Genomic DNA, 18,825 nt, shown 5'->3' with positions numbered 1-18,825 from the left:
CGTGTTCATTCAACGATATCAATCACTGGAGGTGCCTATGAATGTAGTGATCGAGCGTCATGGCCGGGTGGTCCTGGCCAGGCTCAATCGTCCCCATGTCAAGAACGCGCTGAACTCGGCGCTGATGACGCAGCTGGTTTCCTGTCTGGAGGCCCTCGACCAAGACCCCGAGGTCGGGTGTTTTGTCATCACCGGCGCAGCGGAGTACTTCGCCGCCGGAGCCGATATCAAGGAGATGAGTGGCAAGTCCTATCTGGACATGCTCAACGAGGATTACTTCGTCGGCTGGGAGGCGTTTAGCCGCCTGCGCACGCCGACCATTGCCGCCGTCAACGGTTACGCCTTCGGTGGCGGCTGTGAGCTGGCGCTGATGTGCGACATGATTTTTGCCGCCGATACCGCCACCTTTGCCCAGCCGGAAATCAAGCTCGGCGTGATGCCGGGCATGGGCGCGACCCAGCGCTTGGCAGGCTTGATCGGCAAGGCCAAGACCATGGACCTGGTGCTGACCGGGCGGCCGATGAGCGCTCAGGAGGCTGAACAGGCCGGGCTGGTGTCACGTGTCTATCCGGCGGCGACCTTGCTCGAGCGGACGCTGGCAGTGGCCGCGCAAATCGCCGGTTTTTCTCGCCTGGCCACGCGGGCGGCGCGTGAAGCGGTCGAGCAATCCCTGCAGCTCGGCTTGCACGAGGGCGTGCGGCTGGAACGCCGGCTGTTCCACAGCCTGTTCGCCACGCCTGATCAGCAGGAGGGCATGCGGGCGTTTCTCGACAAGCGAGCGGCCGTGTTTAATCAGGTCTAGGAGGGCGCAGGACGCGGTGCTGGGGCTACTATGAAAAAAACTACAGTGAAGGGGGAATAAACCTACATGGGATTCGTCTCATAGCTCAATTCCCCCTTGGCCACGCGCCCTGGAGCTTTCATGGTAGATCACTCATCACCGCCCCGTCGGCCACTCAGCACGGCCAGCCTGGTGCTCAGGCTGGCGTGTATCGGTGGCGTGGTGGCGGTTGTCGCCGGGGCGTTTGCCTACGTCAACGGCACCTTCGACCCACAACGTCTGCAGCCCAAAACCCTGGTCAATGCCCTGGAAACCAATAACGGCGTACACCCGGGGTTCCGCCGCAACCACGCCAAGGGTGTGTGTGTCGCCGGGTATTTCGAGAGCAGCAGCGAGGCGCGAGCCTACTCGAGTGCTCAGGTATTCAACGCGGCCAAGACCCCGCTGATCGGCCGTTTTGCCTTGCCCAACGGTAATCCCTACGCGCCGGACAGCAGCGTGCCCATCCGCAGCTTTGCCGTGCAATTCAGCCAGGCCAACGGCCAGCAGTGGCGCACCGGGATGAATAGCATGCCGGTATTCCCGGTGGGCACCCCTGAGGCGTTCTACCAAATGCTCAAGGCCGGCGCGCCCGACCCGGCCACCGGCAAGCCGAACCCGGCGAATATGCCGGCGTTCTTTGCGGCCCATCCCGAGGCCGCGCCGTTCCTGGCGTGGGTCAAGACGGCCAAGCCATCCGCCAGCTATACGACTGAAACCTATAACGGTATCAATGCGTTTTACCTCGTGGGCGCCGATGGTAAGCGCCAGGCCGTGCGTTGGGGAGTTGTCCCGCAGAGCCTGGATGCTGCGGGGGATACCGCGCCAGCCGGCAGTGATTTCCTGGAAAAAGATCTGATGCAACGCCTGGCTTCAGGACCGCTACGTTGGCAGTTGAACCTGACCCTGGGCAACCCCGGCGATCCGCTCGACGATGCAAGCAAACCCTGGATCGGCGAGCACACAGTGCTGAACGCCGGCACCCTGGTGCTGCAAAGCAGCCAAGCGCAAGCAGACGGCGATTGCCGCGACATCAACTTTGATCCGCTGATTCTGCCGAGCGGTATCGAAGCCTCGAATGACCCGTTGCTGGCCGCACGTTCGGCCGCTTACGCCAGTTCTTACCTGCGTCGCGCCGCAGAAGTCAGCCCGTTGCACCGCAGCGCTCAGGAGTCGAAGCCATGAATGCCCAACCACGGTTTTTCGCCCCGCTGGCGCGCCTGCTGCACTGGCTGATGGCGCTGATGATCATCGCCATGCTGTTTATCGGCGCGGGCCTGGTGGCCTCGGTTTCCGAACGCCATGAATGGTTGATTCACCTGCACAAGCCGCTGGGCATCGCGATCCTGGGGTTGGTGATCGTGCGCTTGATGGTGCGTTTCTCTACGCGCCAACCGCCGTTGCCCGCCGACTTGCCGCTGTGGCAAGCCTTGGCGGCCAAGGCGTCGCATCGGGTGCTATATGCGTTGATGCTGGTGTTGCCGCTGCTCGGTTGGGCGATGATTTCGGCGGCGGGCGACCCGGTGATGCTCAGCCGTTCGGTGCAACTGCCGGCGCTGGTGGCGGCCAACGCGCCGTTGTTCGCGTTACTGCGCAAGGCCCATGGCTATCTTGCCTACGTGCTGTTCCTCACGGTGCTGTTGCACCTGGCGGCAGCGCTGTTCCATGGGTTGATTCGCCGTGATGGCGTGCTGCGGAGCATGACGGGCACCCAGGACTGAGGCCCGCGCTCGATGGTTGTGGCGAGTACGCTCGCCGCATTCAGCGCAACAGGCTGACGATATCGGCCACGCTGCTCAATACATCCTTGCCCAACTGCATCGACCGTTTGCCCGACCAGCCGGTGTGCGGGTTGGGGGCGTCGTCGTTGTCCTTGAAGGGCATCTCCAGGGTCAGCGACAGGCAGTCGTATTTCTCACCGACGGCATTGCAGGCCAGGGTCATATTGGCTTCGCCCGGCAGGTCGCGGGTGTAGCCGTGGGTGGTCTGGAAGTCCCGGGTCAAGGCGCTCAGGTGGCTGCGGAAGTGTTTTTCCAGCCCTTCGATACGCGGGGTGTAGCCGGGGTTGCCTTCGCAGGCGGCGGCGAATACGTAGGGAATTTCCTCGTCACCGTGGATATCGAGGAACAGGTCGACGCCATACTTTTCCATTTGCTTCTGGACGAACAACACCTCCGGGCTGATCTCCTGGCTGGCGTTCTGCCAGGCGCGATTGAGGTCCTGGCCCATGGCGTTGGTGCGCAGGTGGCCGTGGAAGGCGCCGTCGGGGTTCATGTTCGGCACCAGGTACAGGTCGGCGACGGCCAACAGCTTTCTCAGCTCGGCATCACCGTCCTGTTGCAGGCGTTCGATGATGCCTTCCATAAACCATTCGGCCATGTGCTCGCCGGGATGCTGCTGGGCGATGATCCACACCTTGCGCCGACCTGCGCCACCTTTGCCACGGCGCAACAATTGGATATCGCGGCCTTCGACACTTTTACCGGTGGCCAGTAGCTGGGTGCCCGCGTGGTTCAGCGCCTGGTCGATGAGCCCGGCGTGGCGCGCGCGGCTGTAGGGTTCGAAGTAGGCAAACCACGCATGCTTCTCGCGGGTTTCCAGGCTGATGTGCAGGGTTTCGCCATCGAAGCGCGTAGGCACCCGGAACCAAGTGACATGGTCATACGAAGCCACGGCGTTGTAGCCGCTCCAGGCGTGCTTATAGGACGATTGCCCGGCGTTGCTCAGGCGGAAGGTGTGGGTGTGGCCCACATGCATGCCTTCGGCCTTGAAGTGGAACCATTGGAAATGGTGACTGCGGGTATCGGGTTTGATTGCCAGCAACAAGTGATAGGCATCGCTGGCATCCAGCACTTGGATGTTGCCGCTGTCGAAGTCGGTGCTTATCTTGATGGAGGTCAAGGCCACGGTCATAGTCTGGTTGCCTGAGTATGAGTGTTGTGGCGGTTATCTTACACAGAGGTTGGGCAAAATCTGGATGCAAAATTGTTGCGAGAGGAGGGGGGCGTCGTCCTTGACGCCGCTGCAGCTTAGGGTCTATGAGATTGATTCTCAAGCGCTATTTCGCAAAGATCTGAGCTAGAGCGGTCGCCCGGCTTTCTTTCGACGATGGTCTTTTGCTATCATTTGCGTCATCAAGCAACACACAGTCTTCATTAGCCTGAAGCCATGCCAGGGAAACTGGCAAAAAAAAGACCCGGCCAAAGAGCCGGGTCAAAAACCGTGATTAGCCTGATGAGGAGATATTCCAAGAGTCCGACCTAAGGTCTCTTGGCCTATCGACTGATCTCGCGATCAGCTGGCTCCAATAATAATCATTATCATTTGCAAGTCAAATGTTTTTATCCGAGGGATAGGAATATTTTTCTTTCGCGTGGCTCATGGATTGTCCTGAGCCTGCGGCGCCTGCAACGATCGCTCCACCATCGCCTTCGCCATATCAATCAAATACACCACTGAAAATGCCAGGTCGCGCTGGTTGCCTTGATGGCTGCTCGCCGATTCGTAGGCCGTGGCGGCCGCGCTGCGCAACAGGTCCGAGGCATGCACCAGGGCTTCTTCCGGGCTGATGCCGGGCTTGATGCTGAAGAAGGCGTCATTCGGGGCTGAGTCGCACATATCTTCTTTCAAATAATAGTCCAGCGCCCGTTGAGCGGCGCCGCTGCTGCGCATGTCGAGCAGTTCATGGGATTCGGGTTCGCCGGGCAGGCGATAGGGGCTTGTCGTCATAGGTCGGTACTCGGGTTGGGTGTCGAAACGCGGATGCCCGATAATAGTACGTATCGTATTTATGTCGTTTTATGGATTACTACAAACTGTTTATTGCCCTGAAAAATACGCAACGTATTGTCAGGCACCATGGATAACTGGATAGCGTTGGTCAGGGCCAACATGAAAGACCGCAAGGTCACGCAGGATGAACTGGCCGAACGCCTGGGCATGTCCCAGGGCGGTGTGGGGCATTGGCTGAACAAGCGCCGGGTGCCAAGCCTGGCGGACATGAACCGGGTGCTGGAGGAACTGGGGCTGGGCGACCTGGAAGTTGCGCTGGATATTCGCCAGAAGACCGATGCACTGCCGGCCGGGCTACAACACTACAACCCGTATTTTCGCTACCCGGTCAGTGACTGGAAAGGTGTGTGCGAACTTCGCGAAGAGCGCCCGGCCTACGGCGCGGCACGCTTTGAACTGACGGATTATCACGCCCAGGGCGAGGCTTACTGGCTGCCCGTGGTCGGCGATGCCATGACCGCGCCCAGTGGCCTGAGCATCGGTGATGGCATGATCATCCTGGTGGACCCGGCCATCGACGCCGAACCCGGCAAGCTGGTGGTCGCGCAGTGCGCGCAGAGCACGCAGGCGACCTTTCGCCAATTGCGCGAAGAGAGCGGCCAGCTGTACCTGGTGCCGCTCAATCCGACTTACCCCAAGCGGCTGTTCAGCGACGATTGCCGCATCCTCGGCGTCGTCGTGCAGGCCTCGGCGAAGTTCTAGTCCGCTGTTTCAAGCTCCACCAGCGCGCAACCTTCGGCAACCATTTCGCCTTCCTGGCAGAACAGTGCCTTGACCACGCCGGCCTGGGGTGCGCGGATGCTGTGCTCCATCTTCATCGCCTCCAGCACCACCAATTGCGTGCCGGCTTCGACGGTCTGGCCGACGTCCACCAGCACACGCACGATGCTGCCGTTCATCGGTGCGGTGAGGCCGCCTTGGTGGGATTGGTTGGCCTCGACCGCCGCAATCGGATCGAACAGGCTGATGGCATGCATTTCGCCATCCCAGCGCAGGAACAGCGTGCTGGCGCTGCGCACCGCCAGATGGGCGCGGCGTATCCCCTGGTGTTCGATCAGCAGCTGTTCGCCTTGCAGTCGCGGCGCGTGCTGCGCCAACGTCACCAGGCGATCCTGACCGTTGCAGCTCAAGTGCAGCGAGACGTCGGCGGGCAGCCCCGCGCGAAAGCCACGGGTGTCCGCCCATGGCCCGTCACCCGCTGGCAGGCTCTGCATGAAGGCCGAACCTGCGGCCTGCCAGAACGCGTCGCTCAATGCGCCAGGCACCGGCAGCAGCTCGTCCTGATAGCGCGGAATAAACCCAGTATCCAGCTCAGCGGCGGCAAACGCCGGATGACCGATGATGCGTCGCACAAAGCCCAGGTTGGTCTTGAGCCCGCCGACGGCGAACTCGTCGAGCATGCTCAACAGGCGCAGCCGCGCTTGTTCGCGGTCCTCGCCCCAGGCGATCAGTTTGCCGAGCATCGGGTCGTAGAAGGGCGAAACGCTGTCGCCTTGCTCGACACCGCTGTCCACCCGACGGCCCGGGCCGGGCGCGGACTCACGGTACAGCGTCAGGTGGCCGGTGGCGGGGAGGAAATCATTGGCCGGGTCTTCGGCATACAAGCGTACCTCGATCGCATGCCCGATCAACGGCACCTGCGCCTGGGTGATCGGCAGCGCTTCGCCCTGGGCCACGCGAATCTGCCAGGCTACCAGGTCGAGGCCGGTAATCGCCTCGGTCACCGGGTGCTCCACCTGCAGCCGCGTGTTCATCTCCATAAAGAAAAATTCGCCCCGGGCATCCAGCAAAAACTCCACCGTGCCCGCGCCCACATAACCAATGGCCTGGGCCGCACGCACTGCGGATTCGCCCATCGCCCGGCGTTGTTCGGCACTCAAGCCGGGCGCCGGGGCCTCCTCGACGACCTTTTGGTGGCGCCGCTGGATCGAACAGTCGCGCTCATTGAGGTACAGGCAGTGCCCATGCTGATCGGCAAACACCTGGATCTCCACATGGCGCGGCTTGAGCAAGTACTTCTCCACCAGCATCTGCGCGTTGCCGAACGACGACAACGCCTCACGCTGGGCGGAGGCCAGGGCTTCGGCCAGTTGGCTGACGTCCTCGACCACCTTCATGCCCTTGCCACCGCCCCCGGCCGTGGCCTTGAGCAGCACCGGGTAGCCGATACGCGCACAGGCGGCGCGGAAAGTTTCCAGGTCCTGAGCCTCGCCGTGGTAGCCCGGCACCAGCGGCACGCCGGCGGTCTCCATCAAGGCCTTGGCCGCCGATTTGCTGCCCATGGCGTCGATCGCCGAGGCGGGCGGGCCGAGGAAGATCAACCCGGCGGCCTCGACGGCGCGGGCAAAACCGGCGTTTTCGGAAAGGAAGCCGTACCCCGGATGAATCGCCTGGGCGCCGCTGGCCTGGGCGGCGGCGATCAGTTTGTCGATTTGCAGGTAGCTGTCGCTCGCTTTGCTGCCGCCGAGGTCGACGCGGATATCGGCTTCGCGGCTATGGCGCGCATCGCGATCGGTGGCGCTGTGTACCGCCACGGTGGTCAACCCCATTGCCTTGGCGGTGCGCATCACACGGCAGGCAATTTCGCCACGGTTCGCCACCAGCACGCTGGTCAGTGTGTTCATGCGCGTGGCTCCTGCGACTGCCAACTGGGCGGGCGTTTTTGCAGGAACGCGCGCAAGCCTTCCTGGCCCTCGGCGCTGACGCGGATCCGTGCGATGGCATTTTCGCAATAGCGCCGCAGCGCCGGGGTAAGGGCGCCGTTACCGACTTCGCGCAGCAAGTCCTTGCTCGCACGCATCGCCGCCGGGCTGTTTTGCAGGAGATTGGCAATCCATTGGTCCACCTGTTGATCCAGGGTTTCGGCCGGATAGCTTTCGGCCAGCAGGCCGAGGTCGCGCGCGCGCTCGCCGCCAAAGCGCTCCGCGGTCAGCGCATAACGACGCGCGGCGCGCTCCCCAATGGCTTGCACCACAAACGGGCTGATCACGGCGGGCGCCAAACCAATGCGCACTTCCGACAGGCAGAACTGTGCCTCATCCGCCCCAATCGCCATGTCGCAGCAACTGATCAGGCCCAGCGCGCCACCGTAGGCGGCGCCTTGCACCACCGCCAGGGTCGGGATTTTCAGCTTGGCCAGGTTGTACATCAGCTCCGCCAGTTCGCGGGCGTCGTCAAGGTTGGTGGCGTAATCCAGTTCGGCCGATTGCTGCATCCAGGCCAGGTCGGCGCCGGCGCTGAAGTGTTTGCCGCGCCCGCGCAGGACCAGAAAGCGCAGCGACGCATCGCCCTGCACGTGGTCGAGGGCGAGGATCAGTTCGCGGATCATCTGGGCGTTGAACGCGTTGTGCTTGGCTTCACGACTGAGCCACAGCGTGGCGAAACCACGGCTGTCGGTGATCAGTTCGAGGGTGTTGAAATCGTTCATGGGGTACAGCTCCATTTACATGCGGAACACGCCGAAGCGGCTCGGCTCGATGGGGGCGTTCAGCGCGGCAGACAGGGCCAGGGCTAGTACGTCGCGGGTCTGCAACGGGTCGATGACGCCGTCATCCCACAGGCGTGCGCTGGAATAATAGGGGTGACCCTGGGTTTCGTACTGGTCGAGGATCGGCTGCTTGATCGCCGCTTCCTCATCGGCACTGAACCCGTTGCCGGCGCGTTCGGCCTGCTCGCGCTTGACCTGCACCAGCACGCCGGCCGCCTGTTCGGCGCCCATCACGCCGATGCGCGCGTTGGGCCACATCCACAAAAAGCGCGGGTCGTAGGCGCGGCCGCACATGCCGTAGTTACCGGCGCCAAAGCTGCCGCCGATGATCACGGTGAATTTCGGTACTTTGGCGCAGGCCACCGCTGTGACCAGCTTGGCGCCGTGCTTGGCGATGCCGCCGGCTTCGTACTTCTGGCCGACCATAAAACCGGTGATGTTTTGCAGGAACAACAAAGGAATCCCACGCTGACAGGCGAGCTCGATAAAGTGCGCACCTTTTTGTGCGGCTTCGGCGAACAGAATCCCGTTGTTGGCCAGGATCGCTATCGGGTAGCCGTGCAAGTGCGCAAAACCACAGACCAGTGTGGTGCCGAACAGCGCTTTGAACTCATCGAATACCGAGCCGTCCACCAGCCGCGCAATCACTTCGCGCACATCGAACGGCTGCTTGGCATCCGCCGGAATCACGCCGTACAACTCTTCGCTGCTGTACAGCGGCGCCACCGGTGTGCGTTGCAGCAACTGGCCCTGTTTGCGCCAGTTGAGGTTGGCCACGCTGCGCCGTGCCAGGGCCAGGGCGTGTTCATCGCTGTCGGCATAGTGGTCGGCCACGCCGGAGATCTTGCAATGTACATCGGCACCGCCGAGGTCTTCGGCGCTGACCACCTCGCCAGTGGCGGCTTTCACCAGCGGCGGGCCCGCGAGGAAGATGGTGGCTTGCTGGCGTACCATGATCGCTTCGTCCGCCATCGCCGGCACATAGGCACCGCCAGCGGTACACGAGCCCATCACCACGGCAATCTGCGGGATACCCTGGGCGCTCATGTTGGCCTGGTTGAAGAAGATCCGCCCGAAGTGCTCGCGGTCCGGGAATACCTCATCCTGGCGTGGCAGGTTGGCGCCGCCGGAATCCACCAGGTAGATGCACGGCAGGCGGTTCTGTTCGGCGATGGTCTGGGCGCGCAGGTGTTTCTTGACCGTCAGCGGGTAGTAGGAACCGCCTTTCACCGTGGCGTCGTTGGCGACGATCATGCATTCGACGCCTTCGACCCGGCCGATCCCGACAATCACCCCGGCCGCAGGCACGTCTTCGCCATACACCTGGTGGGCGGCCAGCTGGCTGAGTTCCAGGAACGGCGAGCCCGGGTCGAGCAAGCGGTTGATCCGCTCACGTGGCAGCAGTTTGCCACGCGAGGTGTGACGCTCCTGAGCCTTGGCGCCGCCGCCTTGCTGCACCTGGGCGAGCAGGGTGTGCAGGGCGTCGACCTGTTGGCGCATCGCCGCGCTGTTGGCGGCAAATTCCGCCGAGCGCGGGTTGAGCTGGGTGTGCAAGGTGGCCATGACGCGCTCCTTCAGCGGGTTTCGTTGAAGAGTTCGCGACCGATCAACATGCGTCGGATCTCACTGGTGCCGGCACCGATTTCGTACAGCTTGGCGTCACGCAGCAGGCGTCCGGCGGGGAATTCATTGATGTAGCCATTGCCGCCCAGGATCTGGATCGCGTCGAGGGCCATTTGTGTGGCGCGTTCGGCGCTGTAGAGGATCACCCCGGCCGCGTCCTTGCGCGTGGTTTCACCGCGCTCGCAGGCCTGGGCCACCGCGTACAGGTAGGCGCGGCTGGCGTTGAGCTGGGTGTACATGTCGGCGACTTTGCCTTGGATCAGTTGGAATTCGCCGATGCTCTGGCCGAACTGCTTGCGGTCATGGATGTAGGGAACGATCAGGTCCATGCACGCTTGCATGATCCCGGTCGGGCCGCCGGACAGTACGACGCGCTCGTAGTCCAGGCCGCTCATCAGCACTTTGACGCCGCCGTTGAGTACACCGAGGATATTTTCTTCGGGCACTTCCACGTCATCGAAGAACAACTCGCAGGTGTTGGAACCGCGCATGCCGAGCTTGTCGAACTTGTTGCTGCGGCTGAAGCCTTTCCAGTCGCGCTCGACGATAAACGCCGTGATGCCGTGGGGGCCTTTCTCCAGGTCGGTCTTGGCGTAGATCACGTAGGTGTTGGCGTCGGGGCCGTTGGTGATCCAGGTCTTGCTGCCGTTGAGCACGTAGCGGTCGCCGCGCTTGTCGGCGCGCAGTTTCATCGAGACCACGTCGGAGCCGGCATTCGGCTCGCTCATGGCCAGGGCGCCAACGTGTTCGCCACTGATCAACTTGGGCAGGTACTTGAGTTTCTGTTCATGGTTGCCGTTGCGGTTGATCTGGTTCACGCAGAGGTTGGAGTGGGCCCCGTAGGACAACGCCACCGACGCCGAACCCCGGCTGATTTCTTCCATGGCCACCACATGGGCCAGGTAACCCAGGCCGGCACCGCCGTATTCTTCTGCCACGGTAATGCCCAGCAGGCCCATGTCACCGAACTTGCGCCACAGGTCGGCGGGGAACAGGTTGTCGATGTCGATTTGTGCCGCGCGGGGAGAAATCTCCTTGGCCACGAAGGACTGCACGTGGTCGCGCAGCATGTCGATGGTTTCGCCGAGGGCGAAGTTCAGGGAGGGATAACTCATGGAAGGCACCTTTATTGAGCTTTGTTGTTGTGGGGTGACGGCGCCGGGGGAGGGGCGCTCACCTTTACGTTAACGTAAACTTGCGTTGCGGCGCTGTCAATCGTAGTTTACGTTTACGTCAACCTACAAAAAAGACAACAGGGGTCGTTATGGATCAACCGAATCAGAGCTACAGCCGTGGCTCTCAGGACAAGACCTTATTGGCCATGACGATCGGTCAGGCCTTCGATCACACCGTTGCGCAGTATCCCGACGGGGAAGCCTTGGTGGTGCGTCACCAGCAACGCCGCTACACCTGGCGGCAACTGGCCGAGAGCGTTGACCTGCACGCCCGCGCGCTGCTGGCGTTGGGCCTGCAAACTGGCGACCGCCTGGGCATCTGGGCGCCGAACTGCGCCGAGTGGTGCATCAGCCAGTTGGCCAGCGCCAAGCTCGGGGTGATTCTGGTCAATATCAACCCGGCCTACCGCAGCACTGAGCTGGAATACGTGCTCAAGCAATCCGGTTGCCAATGGTTGGTGTGTGCCGGTTCCTTCAAAACCTCCGACTACCACGCAATGTTGCAGGCGTTGGTGCCTGAGCTGGCGGAGCAATCCATCGGCCAATTGAACTGCGAAAAGCTCGCGGACCTGCGGGGCGTGATCAGCCTCGCCGCCAGTCCACCTTCGGGATTTCTGCCCTGGTCGCAGCTCTCGGCCCTCGGTACAGGCATCGCGCCTGAGCGGTTGAGCGCGCGCCAAGCCAGCCTGCACTTCGACCAGGCCGTCAATATCCAGTACACCTCCGGCACCACCGGCTTCCCTAAGGGCGCCACCCTCAGTCACCACAATATCCTCAACAACGGCTACATGGTCGGCGAAAGCCTGGGCCTGACTGCGCAGGACCGCCTGGTGATCCCGGTGCCGCTCTATCATTGCTTCGGTATGGTGATGGGCAACCTGGGCTGCATCACCCACGGCACCACCATGATTTACCCGAACGACGGCTTCGATCCGCTGCTGAGCCTGACCGCCGTTGCCGAAGAACGCGCCACCGGCCTGTACGGCGTGCCGACGATGTTTATCGCCATGCTCGATCACCCACGGCGGGGCGAGTTCGACCTGGCCACCTTGCGTACCGGCATCATGGCCGGTGCCACGTGCCCGATCGAAGTGATGCGCCGGGTCATCAGCGAGATGCACATGAGTGAGGTGCAGATTGCCTATGGCATGACCGAAACCAGCCCGGTGTCCCTGCAGACCGGCGCCGATGACGATCTGGAGCGCCGCGTCACCACAGTCGGCCGCACCCAGCCGCAGTTGGAAAGCAAGATCATCGACCTGGCCGGTAACACCGTCGTGCGCGGCGAGATCGGCGAACTGTGTACCCGAGGCTATAGCGTGATGCTCGGTTACTGGAACAACCCCGACGGCACCCGCGACGCCATCGACGCCGCCGGCTGGATGCACACCGGTGACCTGGCGACCATGGACGAGCACGGCTACGTGTGCATCGTCGGGCGCAATAAGGACATGATTATTCGCGGTGGCGAGAACGTGTACCCGCGCGAGCTGGAAGAGTTTTTCTTCACCCATCCGGCGGTGGCCGATGTGCAGGTCATTGGCATCCCCGATGAGCGTTACGGTGAAGAAATCGTCGCCTGGGTCAAGTTGCATCCCGGGCATGTGGCCAATGAGCTGGAACTGCAAACCTGGTGCAAGGGCCGTATCGCGCACTACAAGACGCCCAAGTATTTCAAGTTTGTCGACGCGTTTCCGATGACGGTGACGGGCAAGATCCAGAAATTTCGCATGCGCGAGATTTCGCTTGAGGAGCTGCGAACGCAGTCTTAGTTGCCTCACTGAAACCCAGCGGGAGGGGCCCCCTCCCACATGATTGGATGTGTGGCTTAGGCCGGCATGGGCAGGGCGACTATCTTGCCGTGGCAATACACTAATGGCCCGGCGTTCCGCTGGGGCACGATGAGGTTCTTCACCGAGCCGACCATGATCGCGTGGTCGCCGCCTTCATACTCACGCCACTGGGACGGGGCTGACACCCTGCAATCAAACTGTGGGAGGGGGCTTGCTCCCGATAGCGGTGCATCAGTCAACCCACTCAATGACTGGCACACTGCCATCGGGAGCAAGCCCCCTCCCACAGTTTAAATCGAGGCTGTGCTTGAAAATTGCGCAATCCCAGACAGCACAAAGGGGACCCGAAGGTCCCCTTTAATTTGTTGTTACGTGCTCTTTTTTTATTATTGAGGGGCGGTCTATTGTTGTTTTTAGCAACCGTTACCCTTTACCGCTGTTTTTGGCGACCCCCATTCGGGGTCAAGAGCAAACGTATTTTTTTGAGCGCTGATCTGCTTCTTCGCACGCGATCCAACCAGTGGGTAGCTACCTGAGGTAGTTTTATTTTTCTCTATCCGGTTGCGGGTTTCGGCAAGCCGTACCCTGCGAAGCACATCTTCTCCAAAAAAATCTGTTAGCTGCGTCTCTGCCGTGTTGTTTTTGTTATGTCAGAGTCGTTTCGTCTTATTTTTATTAGGTTTGGCGCTTTTTATTCTTGTTATGTAATAGAGATAGCAGAAGCCGTGCCAACTTTTAAAAATCTTTTAAAATCAATGTGTTGTATTTTTTGTAGGAAATGGTCTGTAGCAAACACGACAAAATATGTTCCCGTGTTACTCGTCTGGCCGGCCTGCGGTAACACATTGTCACGGCTAAGCGACTCAACTGGCGTTACGCGCCTTGGCAACGCGTGAGCCGCTGGGTCGGCCCAGTACGTTGCTGATCTGCCGGCCCGCGAGAATCAATTGCTCCAGGTCGATCCCGGTCTCGATCCCTAGGCCGTTGAGCAGGTACACCACATCTTCGGTGGCGACGTTACCGCTGGCGCCTTTGGCATAGGGGCAACCGCCCAGGCCCGCGATAGAGCTGTCGAATACGTTGATCCCTTCCAGCAGGCTGGCATAGACGTTGGCGACGGCCTGCCCATAGGTGTCATGGAAGTGCCCCGCCAACTTGTCCCGTGGCACGTGCGCGCCCACCACCTCGAACAGCCGGCGCGTGGCCCCCGCCGTGCCGGTGCCGAGGGTGTCGCCCAGGGACACTTCATAGCAGCCCATGGCAAACAGTTCGCGGGCCACCGCCGCCACTTGTTCCGGGGCGACTGCGCCTTCATAGGGGCACCCCAGCACGCAGGAAACATAGCCGCGCACACTGACACCCTGCTGTTTGGCGGCCGCCATGATCGGCACGAATCGCTCCAGGCTTTCGCTGATCGAGCAGTTGATGTTGCGCTGGGAAAACGCCTCGGACGCTGCGGCAAACACCGCGACCTCCTTGACCCCGGCGGCCAGCGCATCTTCAAAACCGCGCAGGTTCGGCGCCAGCGCGCCGTAGGTCACGCCGGGCTTGCGCTGGATCTGCGCAAAGACTTCGGCGGAGCCGGCCATCTGCGGCACCCATTTAGGCGAGACAAAACTGCCGACTTCGATATAGCTCAGGCCGGCGGCGCTTAGGGCATCCACCAACTGCACCTTGTCGGCCACGCTGATGGGTTGGGCTTCGTTCTGCAAACCGTCGCGCGGGCCGACTTCGACCAGGCGCACGTGGGAGGGGAGGGACATGGCAACTACCTTATGATCAACGGCCAGCCTGGCCTTGGATGGTTTCGGCCAGGGCCTGGGTGCAGCGCTCTTCGGCGGTGTCCAGTTCCAGCTTCATTTGTTCGATATCCAACAACTGCTGCTCCAACTGTTCGCGACGCTCGGCGATCTTCACCAGCATGCTGTTGAGTTGGATATGGTTGCCGCTGGTGGGGTCGTAGAGTTCGATCAGCTCACGGCACTCTGCCAGGGAAAAACCGATGCGCTTGCCACGCAGGATCAGCTTGAGGCTGACCTTGTCCCGCGCCGAGTAGATGCGCTCCTGGCCCCGGCGTTCCGGGGCCAGCAGGCCTTGTTCTTCATAGAAGCGAATGGCGCGGGTGGTGATGTCGAGCTCGCGGGCGAGGTCGGAGATGCTGTAGGTCGTGCTCATGAGGGCGCTCAAGAAGGTCTTGGCGCTAAGCTAATGTCAGGTTGACGTAAACGTCAAGGGCCGCTGCGCAGCCCATCGGGGGCAAGCCCCCTCCCACAGGGGGCGTTCTTCAACCTCAGGCTTGTTGTTTATCCAGCTTATTTTCATGGGCTGTGACCTGCTGGCACAACTCGATCATTTGCTCACGCATCCAGCGGTTGGCCGGGTCCTGGTCGGTGCTTTCGTGCCAGTACAAGTGGGTTTCCACCGCTGGCACGTCGTTGACCGGCAGATTGAACCAGTGCAGTTCATGACGGCGGGCGAAGCGTTCGGGAACCGTCATCACCATGTCGGTCTGCTGCAACACTTGCGAGGCCATCAGGTAATGCTGGGAGCGCAGGGCGATCTTGCGCTGGATGCCCATCTTGCCCAGGGCCAGGTCGACATGGCCCAAGCCGTTGCGGCGGCTGGAGATATGGATATGGGTCAGCGACAGGTAATCATCCAGGGTGAACTTGTCCTTGCCCGCCATCGGGTGGCCCTTGCGCATGGCGCACACGTAGCGGTCTTCCATCAGCTTGACATGACGCACCTGCGGGTCGGTGTTGAGCGGCGCATCGACGGCAAAATCCAGGCGCCCGGCGGCCAGTTCCTTGGTAGTCTCGCGGCGTTTGGACAGGAAACTCTCGATCACCACCGTCGGCGCCAGGCGACGCAGGCGCTGGAACAGCAGCGGCAGAATCACCGCCTCGGTCAAGTCGGTCATGCTGATGCGGTAGGTCTTGGCCGCTTGCTGCGGGTTGAAAATCCGGCTTTCCTGCACCGACACCCGCAGCAATGACAGCGCATTGCGCACCGGGCCGATGATGTTCTGCGCCATCGGCGTGGGCACCATGCCTTGGGCGGTGCGCACGAACAGCGGGTCGTTGAAGGTCTCGCGCAGGCGTGCCAGAGCATTGGACACCGCCGGTTGGGTGATGCCGACAATCTGCCCGGCACGGGTCAGGTTGGCTTCGGTGTAGATCGCGTCAAAGACGATAAACAGGTTGAGGTCGACCTTGCTCAGATTCATTTCGTTGCGCTCTTATTGTTAGGTGTCCATGCCCCGATCATATATCGGTGATGAATGTTAATACACGCCGAGAATAGGCTAGGTAAATTATCAGCGCTGTTCTAGCATCGATTGCATGACCTAAACAACCTCTCAAAGAAGGGAGCTGCTCATGGATTTCGCCTATTCGCCCAAGGTTCAGGAACTGCGTGAACGCGTCACTGCGTTCATGGACGCTTACGTTTACCCAGCCGAACCGGTGTTCGAACGCCAGGTCAGCGAAGGCGACCGCTGGCAGCCCACCGCGATCATGGAAGAGCTGAAAGCCAAGGCGAAAGCCGAAGGCCTGTGGAACCTGTTCCTGCCCGAATCCGAATTAGGCGCCGGCCTGACCAACCTTGAATACGCGCCGCTGGCGGAAATCATGGGCCGTTCGCTGCTAGGCCCGGAGCCGTTCAACTGCTCCGCGCCGGACACCGGCAACATGGAAGTGCTGGTGCGCTATGCCAACGCCGAACAGAAACAGCGCTGGCTCGAACCGCTGCTGCGCGGTGAGATCCGTTCGGCTTTCGCCATGACCGAGCCCGACGTCGCCTCATCGGATGCGACCAACATGGCTGCCCGCGCCGAGCGCCAGGGCGACGAGTGGGTGATCAACGGCAAAAAATGGTGGACCTCCGGCGCCTGTGACCCGCGCTGCAAAATCCTGATCTTCATGGGCCTGAGCAATCCCGATGCGCCGCGCCATCAGCAGCACTCGATGATCCTGGTGCCGGTGGACGCTCCTGGCGTGAAAATCGTGCGCCCGCTGCCGGTATTCGGCTATGACGATGCGCCCCACGGGCACGCCGAAGTGCTGTTCGATAACGTGCGCGTGCCGTATGAAAACGTCCTCCTGGGTGAAGGCCGTGGCTTTGAAATTGCCCAGGGACGTCTTGGTCCTGGCCGCATTCACCACTGCATGCGCTCCATCGGCATGGCCGAGCGCGCGCTGGAACTGATGTGCAAACGCGCCATCAGCCGTACCGCGTTCGGCAAATCGTTGGCGCGCCTGGGCGGCAATATCGACAAGATCGCCGACTCGCGGATGGAAATCGACATGGCACGCCTGCTGACCCTGAAGGCGGCGTACATGATGGACACCGTGGGTAACAAAGTGGCGAAAAGCGAAATCGCGCAGATCAAGGTCGTGGCGCCGAACGTGGCGTTGAAGGTGATCGACCGCGCGATCCAGATCCATGGCGGCGCGGGCGTCTCCAACGACTTCCCGCTGGCCTACATGTACGCCATGCAACGCACCCTGCGCCTGGCCGACGGTCCGGACGAAGTCCACCGTGCGGCGATCGGCAAGTTCGAGGTTGGCAAGTATGTGCCTAAAGAGCTGATGCGCGGCGGGCAGTAACACCGCGTCGCCTGCCATCGGGAGCAAGCCCCCTCCCACAGTTGACCGAGTTGTGCATGAGAACGCGGTCTAGGGTGGGAGGGGGCTTGCTCCCGATGAGGCCATTCCGAACACCGCAAGGCTAAGGTCTCAGTACACCCACACCTCCACCCGCCGATTCTTGATCCGGCCTTCATCCGCCGTATTCGCCGCCACCGGCATCTGCGCGCCGAACCCGCGAATATCGCGCAGCACCACGCCGTTCTTGACCAGTTCCCGACGCACCGCCATCGCTCGCAGCTTGGACAACAGCGCCGCGCGTTGCGGGTCATTCTTGATATCGCCGAACCCCACTAGCGTCACCTGCTTGTCGAGCTTGTCGTGGCTTTTTATATACGCCACCACGCGTTGGACATCCTGGCGCGCTTTGTTGTCCAGGCTGGCGCTGCCTTCTTCGAAGCGAAAATTCACCGTCAGGCGCTGGGCCTCGCGGGCAATTGCCTGATAGTCCTCGGGCATCGAAGGGCGCGGCTCCACGCCCATCGCCTGGACCCGCTGCGCGATAAACCCGTTGGCCGCCACGATCGCCTGGCCCTTGCTGCTTTGGGTAAAGTCCACCAGTGCCTTGGCCCACGGGTTGTGCGTGGTCGGCGGCAGGTAAAAGAACAGGCGGCGCGACAGCGGGTAGTCCTCGGTGGCAATCAGGCTGTTGAGCGGCAACATCGGTTGCGAGTCACCGTCGACGATCGCCACCGCCTTGGCCTGGCGCACATAGGGCAGGCCGATAAAGCCGATGCCTTGCGGGTCCTGGCTCACCGCATCCGACAGTTGCTCGCTGGCCTCGAACCGCTTGGCCGACGCCGCGAGGGGCTTGCCGCGACGGCTGAGCACCAGGTCCTTGAACGTGTCATAGGTGCCCGACTGGTCATCCCGTGCATATAAATGAATCGCCCCGCCGATGCCGCCGAGTGCCTCCCAGGTGCTGATCTCTCCGTTGAAAATTTGCGCCAGTTGCTCGGTGTTCAGCGTATTCAGCGGGTTGCGTGGGTTGAGGATGATGGCCAGACCGTCGATGGCGATCACCTGTTCGGCCTCGGGGCTTTTCAGGTCGCCCAGGGGTTCGAGGTCCACCAGCTCGGTGTCTTTGATCGGGCGGGATGAGGCGGCAAGGTCGGCGCTGGCTTTGTGCAGCGCGGCAAACCCGGTGCTGGAACCATGGGCCGCGACCTCGATGGTCAGCGTCTGGCCCTGGCGAGTCTTGCCGATCACGCGCATTTCATTGGCGCCTTCGGCGGGTTCAGCGTGTACCCCTTGCAGACCCTGCCGCTCCATCAACCCCTTGACCAGCGCCGGGCCAAGCGCCGCACCAATCGTGTTAGAGCCCTGGATGCGCAAGGCGGGGCCCTGATCGGGAACGGGCAGCGGCGCGCTAACGGCAAACAGCGGAAAAAGGGTCAGCAGTAACAGAACGCGCGGGATCATGCCGGCACCGTCTCAAGGCAAAGGGAGTGCTGCGAGATTAAGTCAGTTGGGTTTCAGTAATATGACT

16 protein-coding genes and 1 pseudogene are annotated in these 18,825 nt (G+C 61.7%); 6 read left to right on the top strand and 11 right to left on the bottom strand.

The features are described from left to right. The first annotated feature begins 37 nt into the window (after positions 1 to 37). The 3 genes from ACS5Q8_RS18285 to ACS5Q8_RS18275 all read left to right on the top strand — a co-directional run bounded on the left by ACS5Q8_RS18285 (position 38) and on the right by ACS5Q8_RS18275 (position 2,541). Entirely contained in the window at positions 38 to 802 is a 765-nt protein-coding gene (locus tag ACS5Q8_RS18285) for an enoyl-CoA hydratase-related protein (RefSeq protein WP_426102134.1), read from the top strand. 120 nt (positions 803 to 922) lie between these two features. Next, positions 923 to 2,005, top strand: coding sequence for a catalase family peroxidase (locus ACS5Q8_RS18280; RefSeq protein WP_443694602.1), 1,083 nt, complete (start codon positions 923 to 925; stop codon positions 2,003 to 2,005). Then, the gene (locus ACS5Q8_RS18275) at positions 2,002 to 2,541 is read left to right on the top strand and encodes a cytochrome b (protein ID WP_443694601.1); all 540 of its coding nucleotides are present in this window, start codon (positions 2,002 to 2,004) and stop codon (positions 2,539 to 2,541) included. The genes ACS5Q8_RS18280 and ACS5Q8_RS18275 overlap by 4 nt, the downstream gene beginning before the upstream one ends. 40 nt (positions 2,542 to 2,581) lie before the next feature. On the opposite strand, the gene ACS5Q8_RS18270 is transcribed toward ACS5Q8_RS18275, so the two are convergent. Further along, positions 2,582 to 3,733: a M14 family metallopeptidase gene (locus tag ACS5Q8_RS18270; protein WP_426102140.1), complete on the bottom strand. Its 1,152-nt coding sequence runs from the start codon at positions 3,731 to 3,733 to the stop codon at positions 2,582 to 2,584. A gap of 465 nt (positions 3,734 to 4,198) precedes the next feature. Beyond that, positions 4,199 to 4,549, bottom strand: a complete 351-nt coding sequence (locus tag ACS5Q8_RS18265) for a DUF6124 family protein (protein ID WP_247405908.1) — start codon at positions 4,547 to 4,549, stop codon at positions 4,199 to 4,201. A gap of 129 nt (positions 4,550 to 4,678) precedes the next feature. Here ACS5Q8_RS18265 and ACS5Q8_RS18260 point away from each other — a divergent pair, with 129 nt between their 5' ends. Beyond that, positions 4,679 to 5,314 (top strand): LexA family protein, encoded by a 636-nt coding sequence (locus ACS5Q8_RS18260; protein WP_276193592.1) that lies wholly within the window; start codon positions 4,679 to 4,681, stop codon positions 5,312 to 5,314. On the opposite strand, the gene ACS5Q8_RS18255 is transcribed toward ACS5Q8_RS18260, so the two are convergent. Genes ACS5Q8_RS18255 through ACS5Q8_RS18240 form a run of 4 tightly spaced genes read right to left on the bottom strand, consistent with a single transcriptional unit; the run spans position 5,311 to position 10,837 of the window. After that, on the bottom strand, positions 5,311 to 7,236 hold the full coding sequence (locus ACS5Q8_RS18255; RefSeq protein ID WP_465159294.1) for an acetyl/propionyl/methylcrotonyl-CoA carboxylase subunit alpha: 1,926 nt from the start codon (positions 7,234 to 7,236) through the stop codon (positions 5,311 to 5,313). The genes ACS5Q8_RS18260 and ACS5Q8_RS18255 overlap by 4 nt on opposite strands. Then, positions 7,233 to 8,039 (bottom strand): gamma-carboxygeranoyl-CoA hydratase, encoded by an 807-nt coding sequence (locus tag ACS5Q8_RS18250; protein WP_426102146.1) that lies wholly within the window; start codon positions 8,037 to 8,039, stop codon positions 7,233 to 7,235. Before ACS5Q8_RS18250 ends, ACS5Q8_RS18255 begins: the two co-directional genes overlap by 4 nt. A 15-nt stretch (positions 8,040 to 8,054) precedes the next feature. Beyond that, on the bottom strand, positions 8,055 to 9,662 hold the full coding sequence (locus ACS5Q8_RS18245; protein ID WP_426102147.1) for a carboxyl transferase domain-containing protein: 1,608 nt from the start codon (positions 9,660 to 9,662) through the stop codon (positions 8,055 to 8,057). A gap of 11 nt (positions 9,663 to 9,673) precedes the next feature. Then, positions 9,674 to 10,837, bottom strand: coding sequence for an isovaleryl-CoA dehydrogenase (locus ACS5Q8_RS18240; protein ID WP_276193588.1), 1,164 nt, complete (start codon positions 10,835 to 10,837; stop codon positions 9,674 to 9,676). A gap of 149 nt (positions 10,838 to 10,986) precedes the next feature. On the opposite strand from ACS5Q8_RS18240, the gene ACS5Q8_RS18235 reads away from it, so the two are divergent. Then, complete coding sequence (locus ACS5Q8_RS18235) at positions 10,987 to 12,669, top strand: AMP-binding protein (RefSeq protein ID WP_276193587.1); 1,683 nt, start codon at positions 10,987 to 10,989, stop codon at positions 12,667 to 12,669. Between the two features lie 56 nt (positions 12,670 to 12,725). Here the strand turns inward: ACS5Q8_RS18235 and ACS5Q8_RS18230 are convergent. The 4 genes and pseudogenes from ACS5Q8_RS18230 to ACS5Q8_RS18215 form a co-directional block, all read right to left on the bottom strand. Then, positions 12,726 to 12,857: pseudogene (locus ACS5Q8_RS18230) on the bottom strand (flavin reductase family protein); the annotation flags it as partial. A 696-nt stretch (positions 12,858 to 13,553) separates the two neighbouring features. Continuing rightward, the gene (locus tag ACS5Q8_RS18225; protein WP_443697792.1) at positions 13,554 to 14,453 is read right to left on the bottom strand and encodes a hydroxymethylglutaryl-CoA lyase; all 900 of its coding nucleotides are present in this window, start codon (positions 14,451 to 14,453) and stop codon (positions 13,554 to 13,556) included. A 16-nt stretch (positions 14,454 to 14,469) separates the two neighbouring features. After that, positions 14,470 to 14,865, bottom strand: a complete 396-nt coding sequence (locus ACS5Q8_RS18220; protein ID WP_253396847.1) for a MerR family transcriptional regulator — start codon at positions 14,863 to 14,865, stop codon at positions 14,470 to 14,472. Positions 14,866 to 14,980: 115 nt separating this feature from the next. After that, the gene (locus tag ACS5Q8_RS18215) at positions 14,981 to 15,916 is read right to left on the bottom strand and encodes a LysR family transcriptional regulator (RefSeq protein ID WP_276193585.1); all 936 of its coding nucleotides are present in this window, start codon (positions 15,914 to 15,916) and stop codon (positions 14,981 to 14,983) included. Between the two features lie 151 nt (positions 15,917 to 16,067). Between ACS5Q8_RS18215 and ACS5Q8_RS18210 the strand changes: the two genes are divergently transcribed. Continuing rightward, the gene (locus tag ACS5Q8_RS18210) at positions 16,068 to 17,297 is read left to right on the top strand and encodes an acyl-CoA dehydrogenase (RefSeq protein ID WP_465159293.1); all 1,230 of its coding nucleotides are present in this window, start codon (positions 16,068 to 16,070) and stop codon (positions 17,295 to 17,297) included. Between the two features lie 129 nt (positions 17,298 to 17,426). Here ACS5Q8_RS18210 and ACS5Q8_RS18205 read toward each other — a convergent pair whose 3' ends face one another. After that, the gene (locus tag ACS5Q8_RS18205) at positions 17,427 to 18,758 is read right to left on the bottom strand and encodes a substrate-binding domain-containing protein (protein ID WP_276193583.1); all 1,332 of its coding nucleotides are present in this window, start codon (positions 18,756 to 18,758) and stop codon (positions 17,427 to 17,429) included. Between the last annotated feature and the right edge of the window lie 67 nt (positions 18,759 to 18,825).

It is taken from the genome of Pseudomonas sp. PAMC25584, assembly GCF_058135675.1.
The sequence above is the reverse complement of the archived record's forward strand: the minus strand, read 5'-3'. Positions and strand labels throughout refer to the sequence as shown.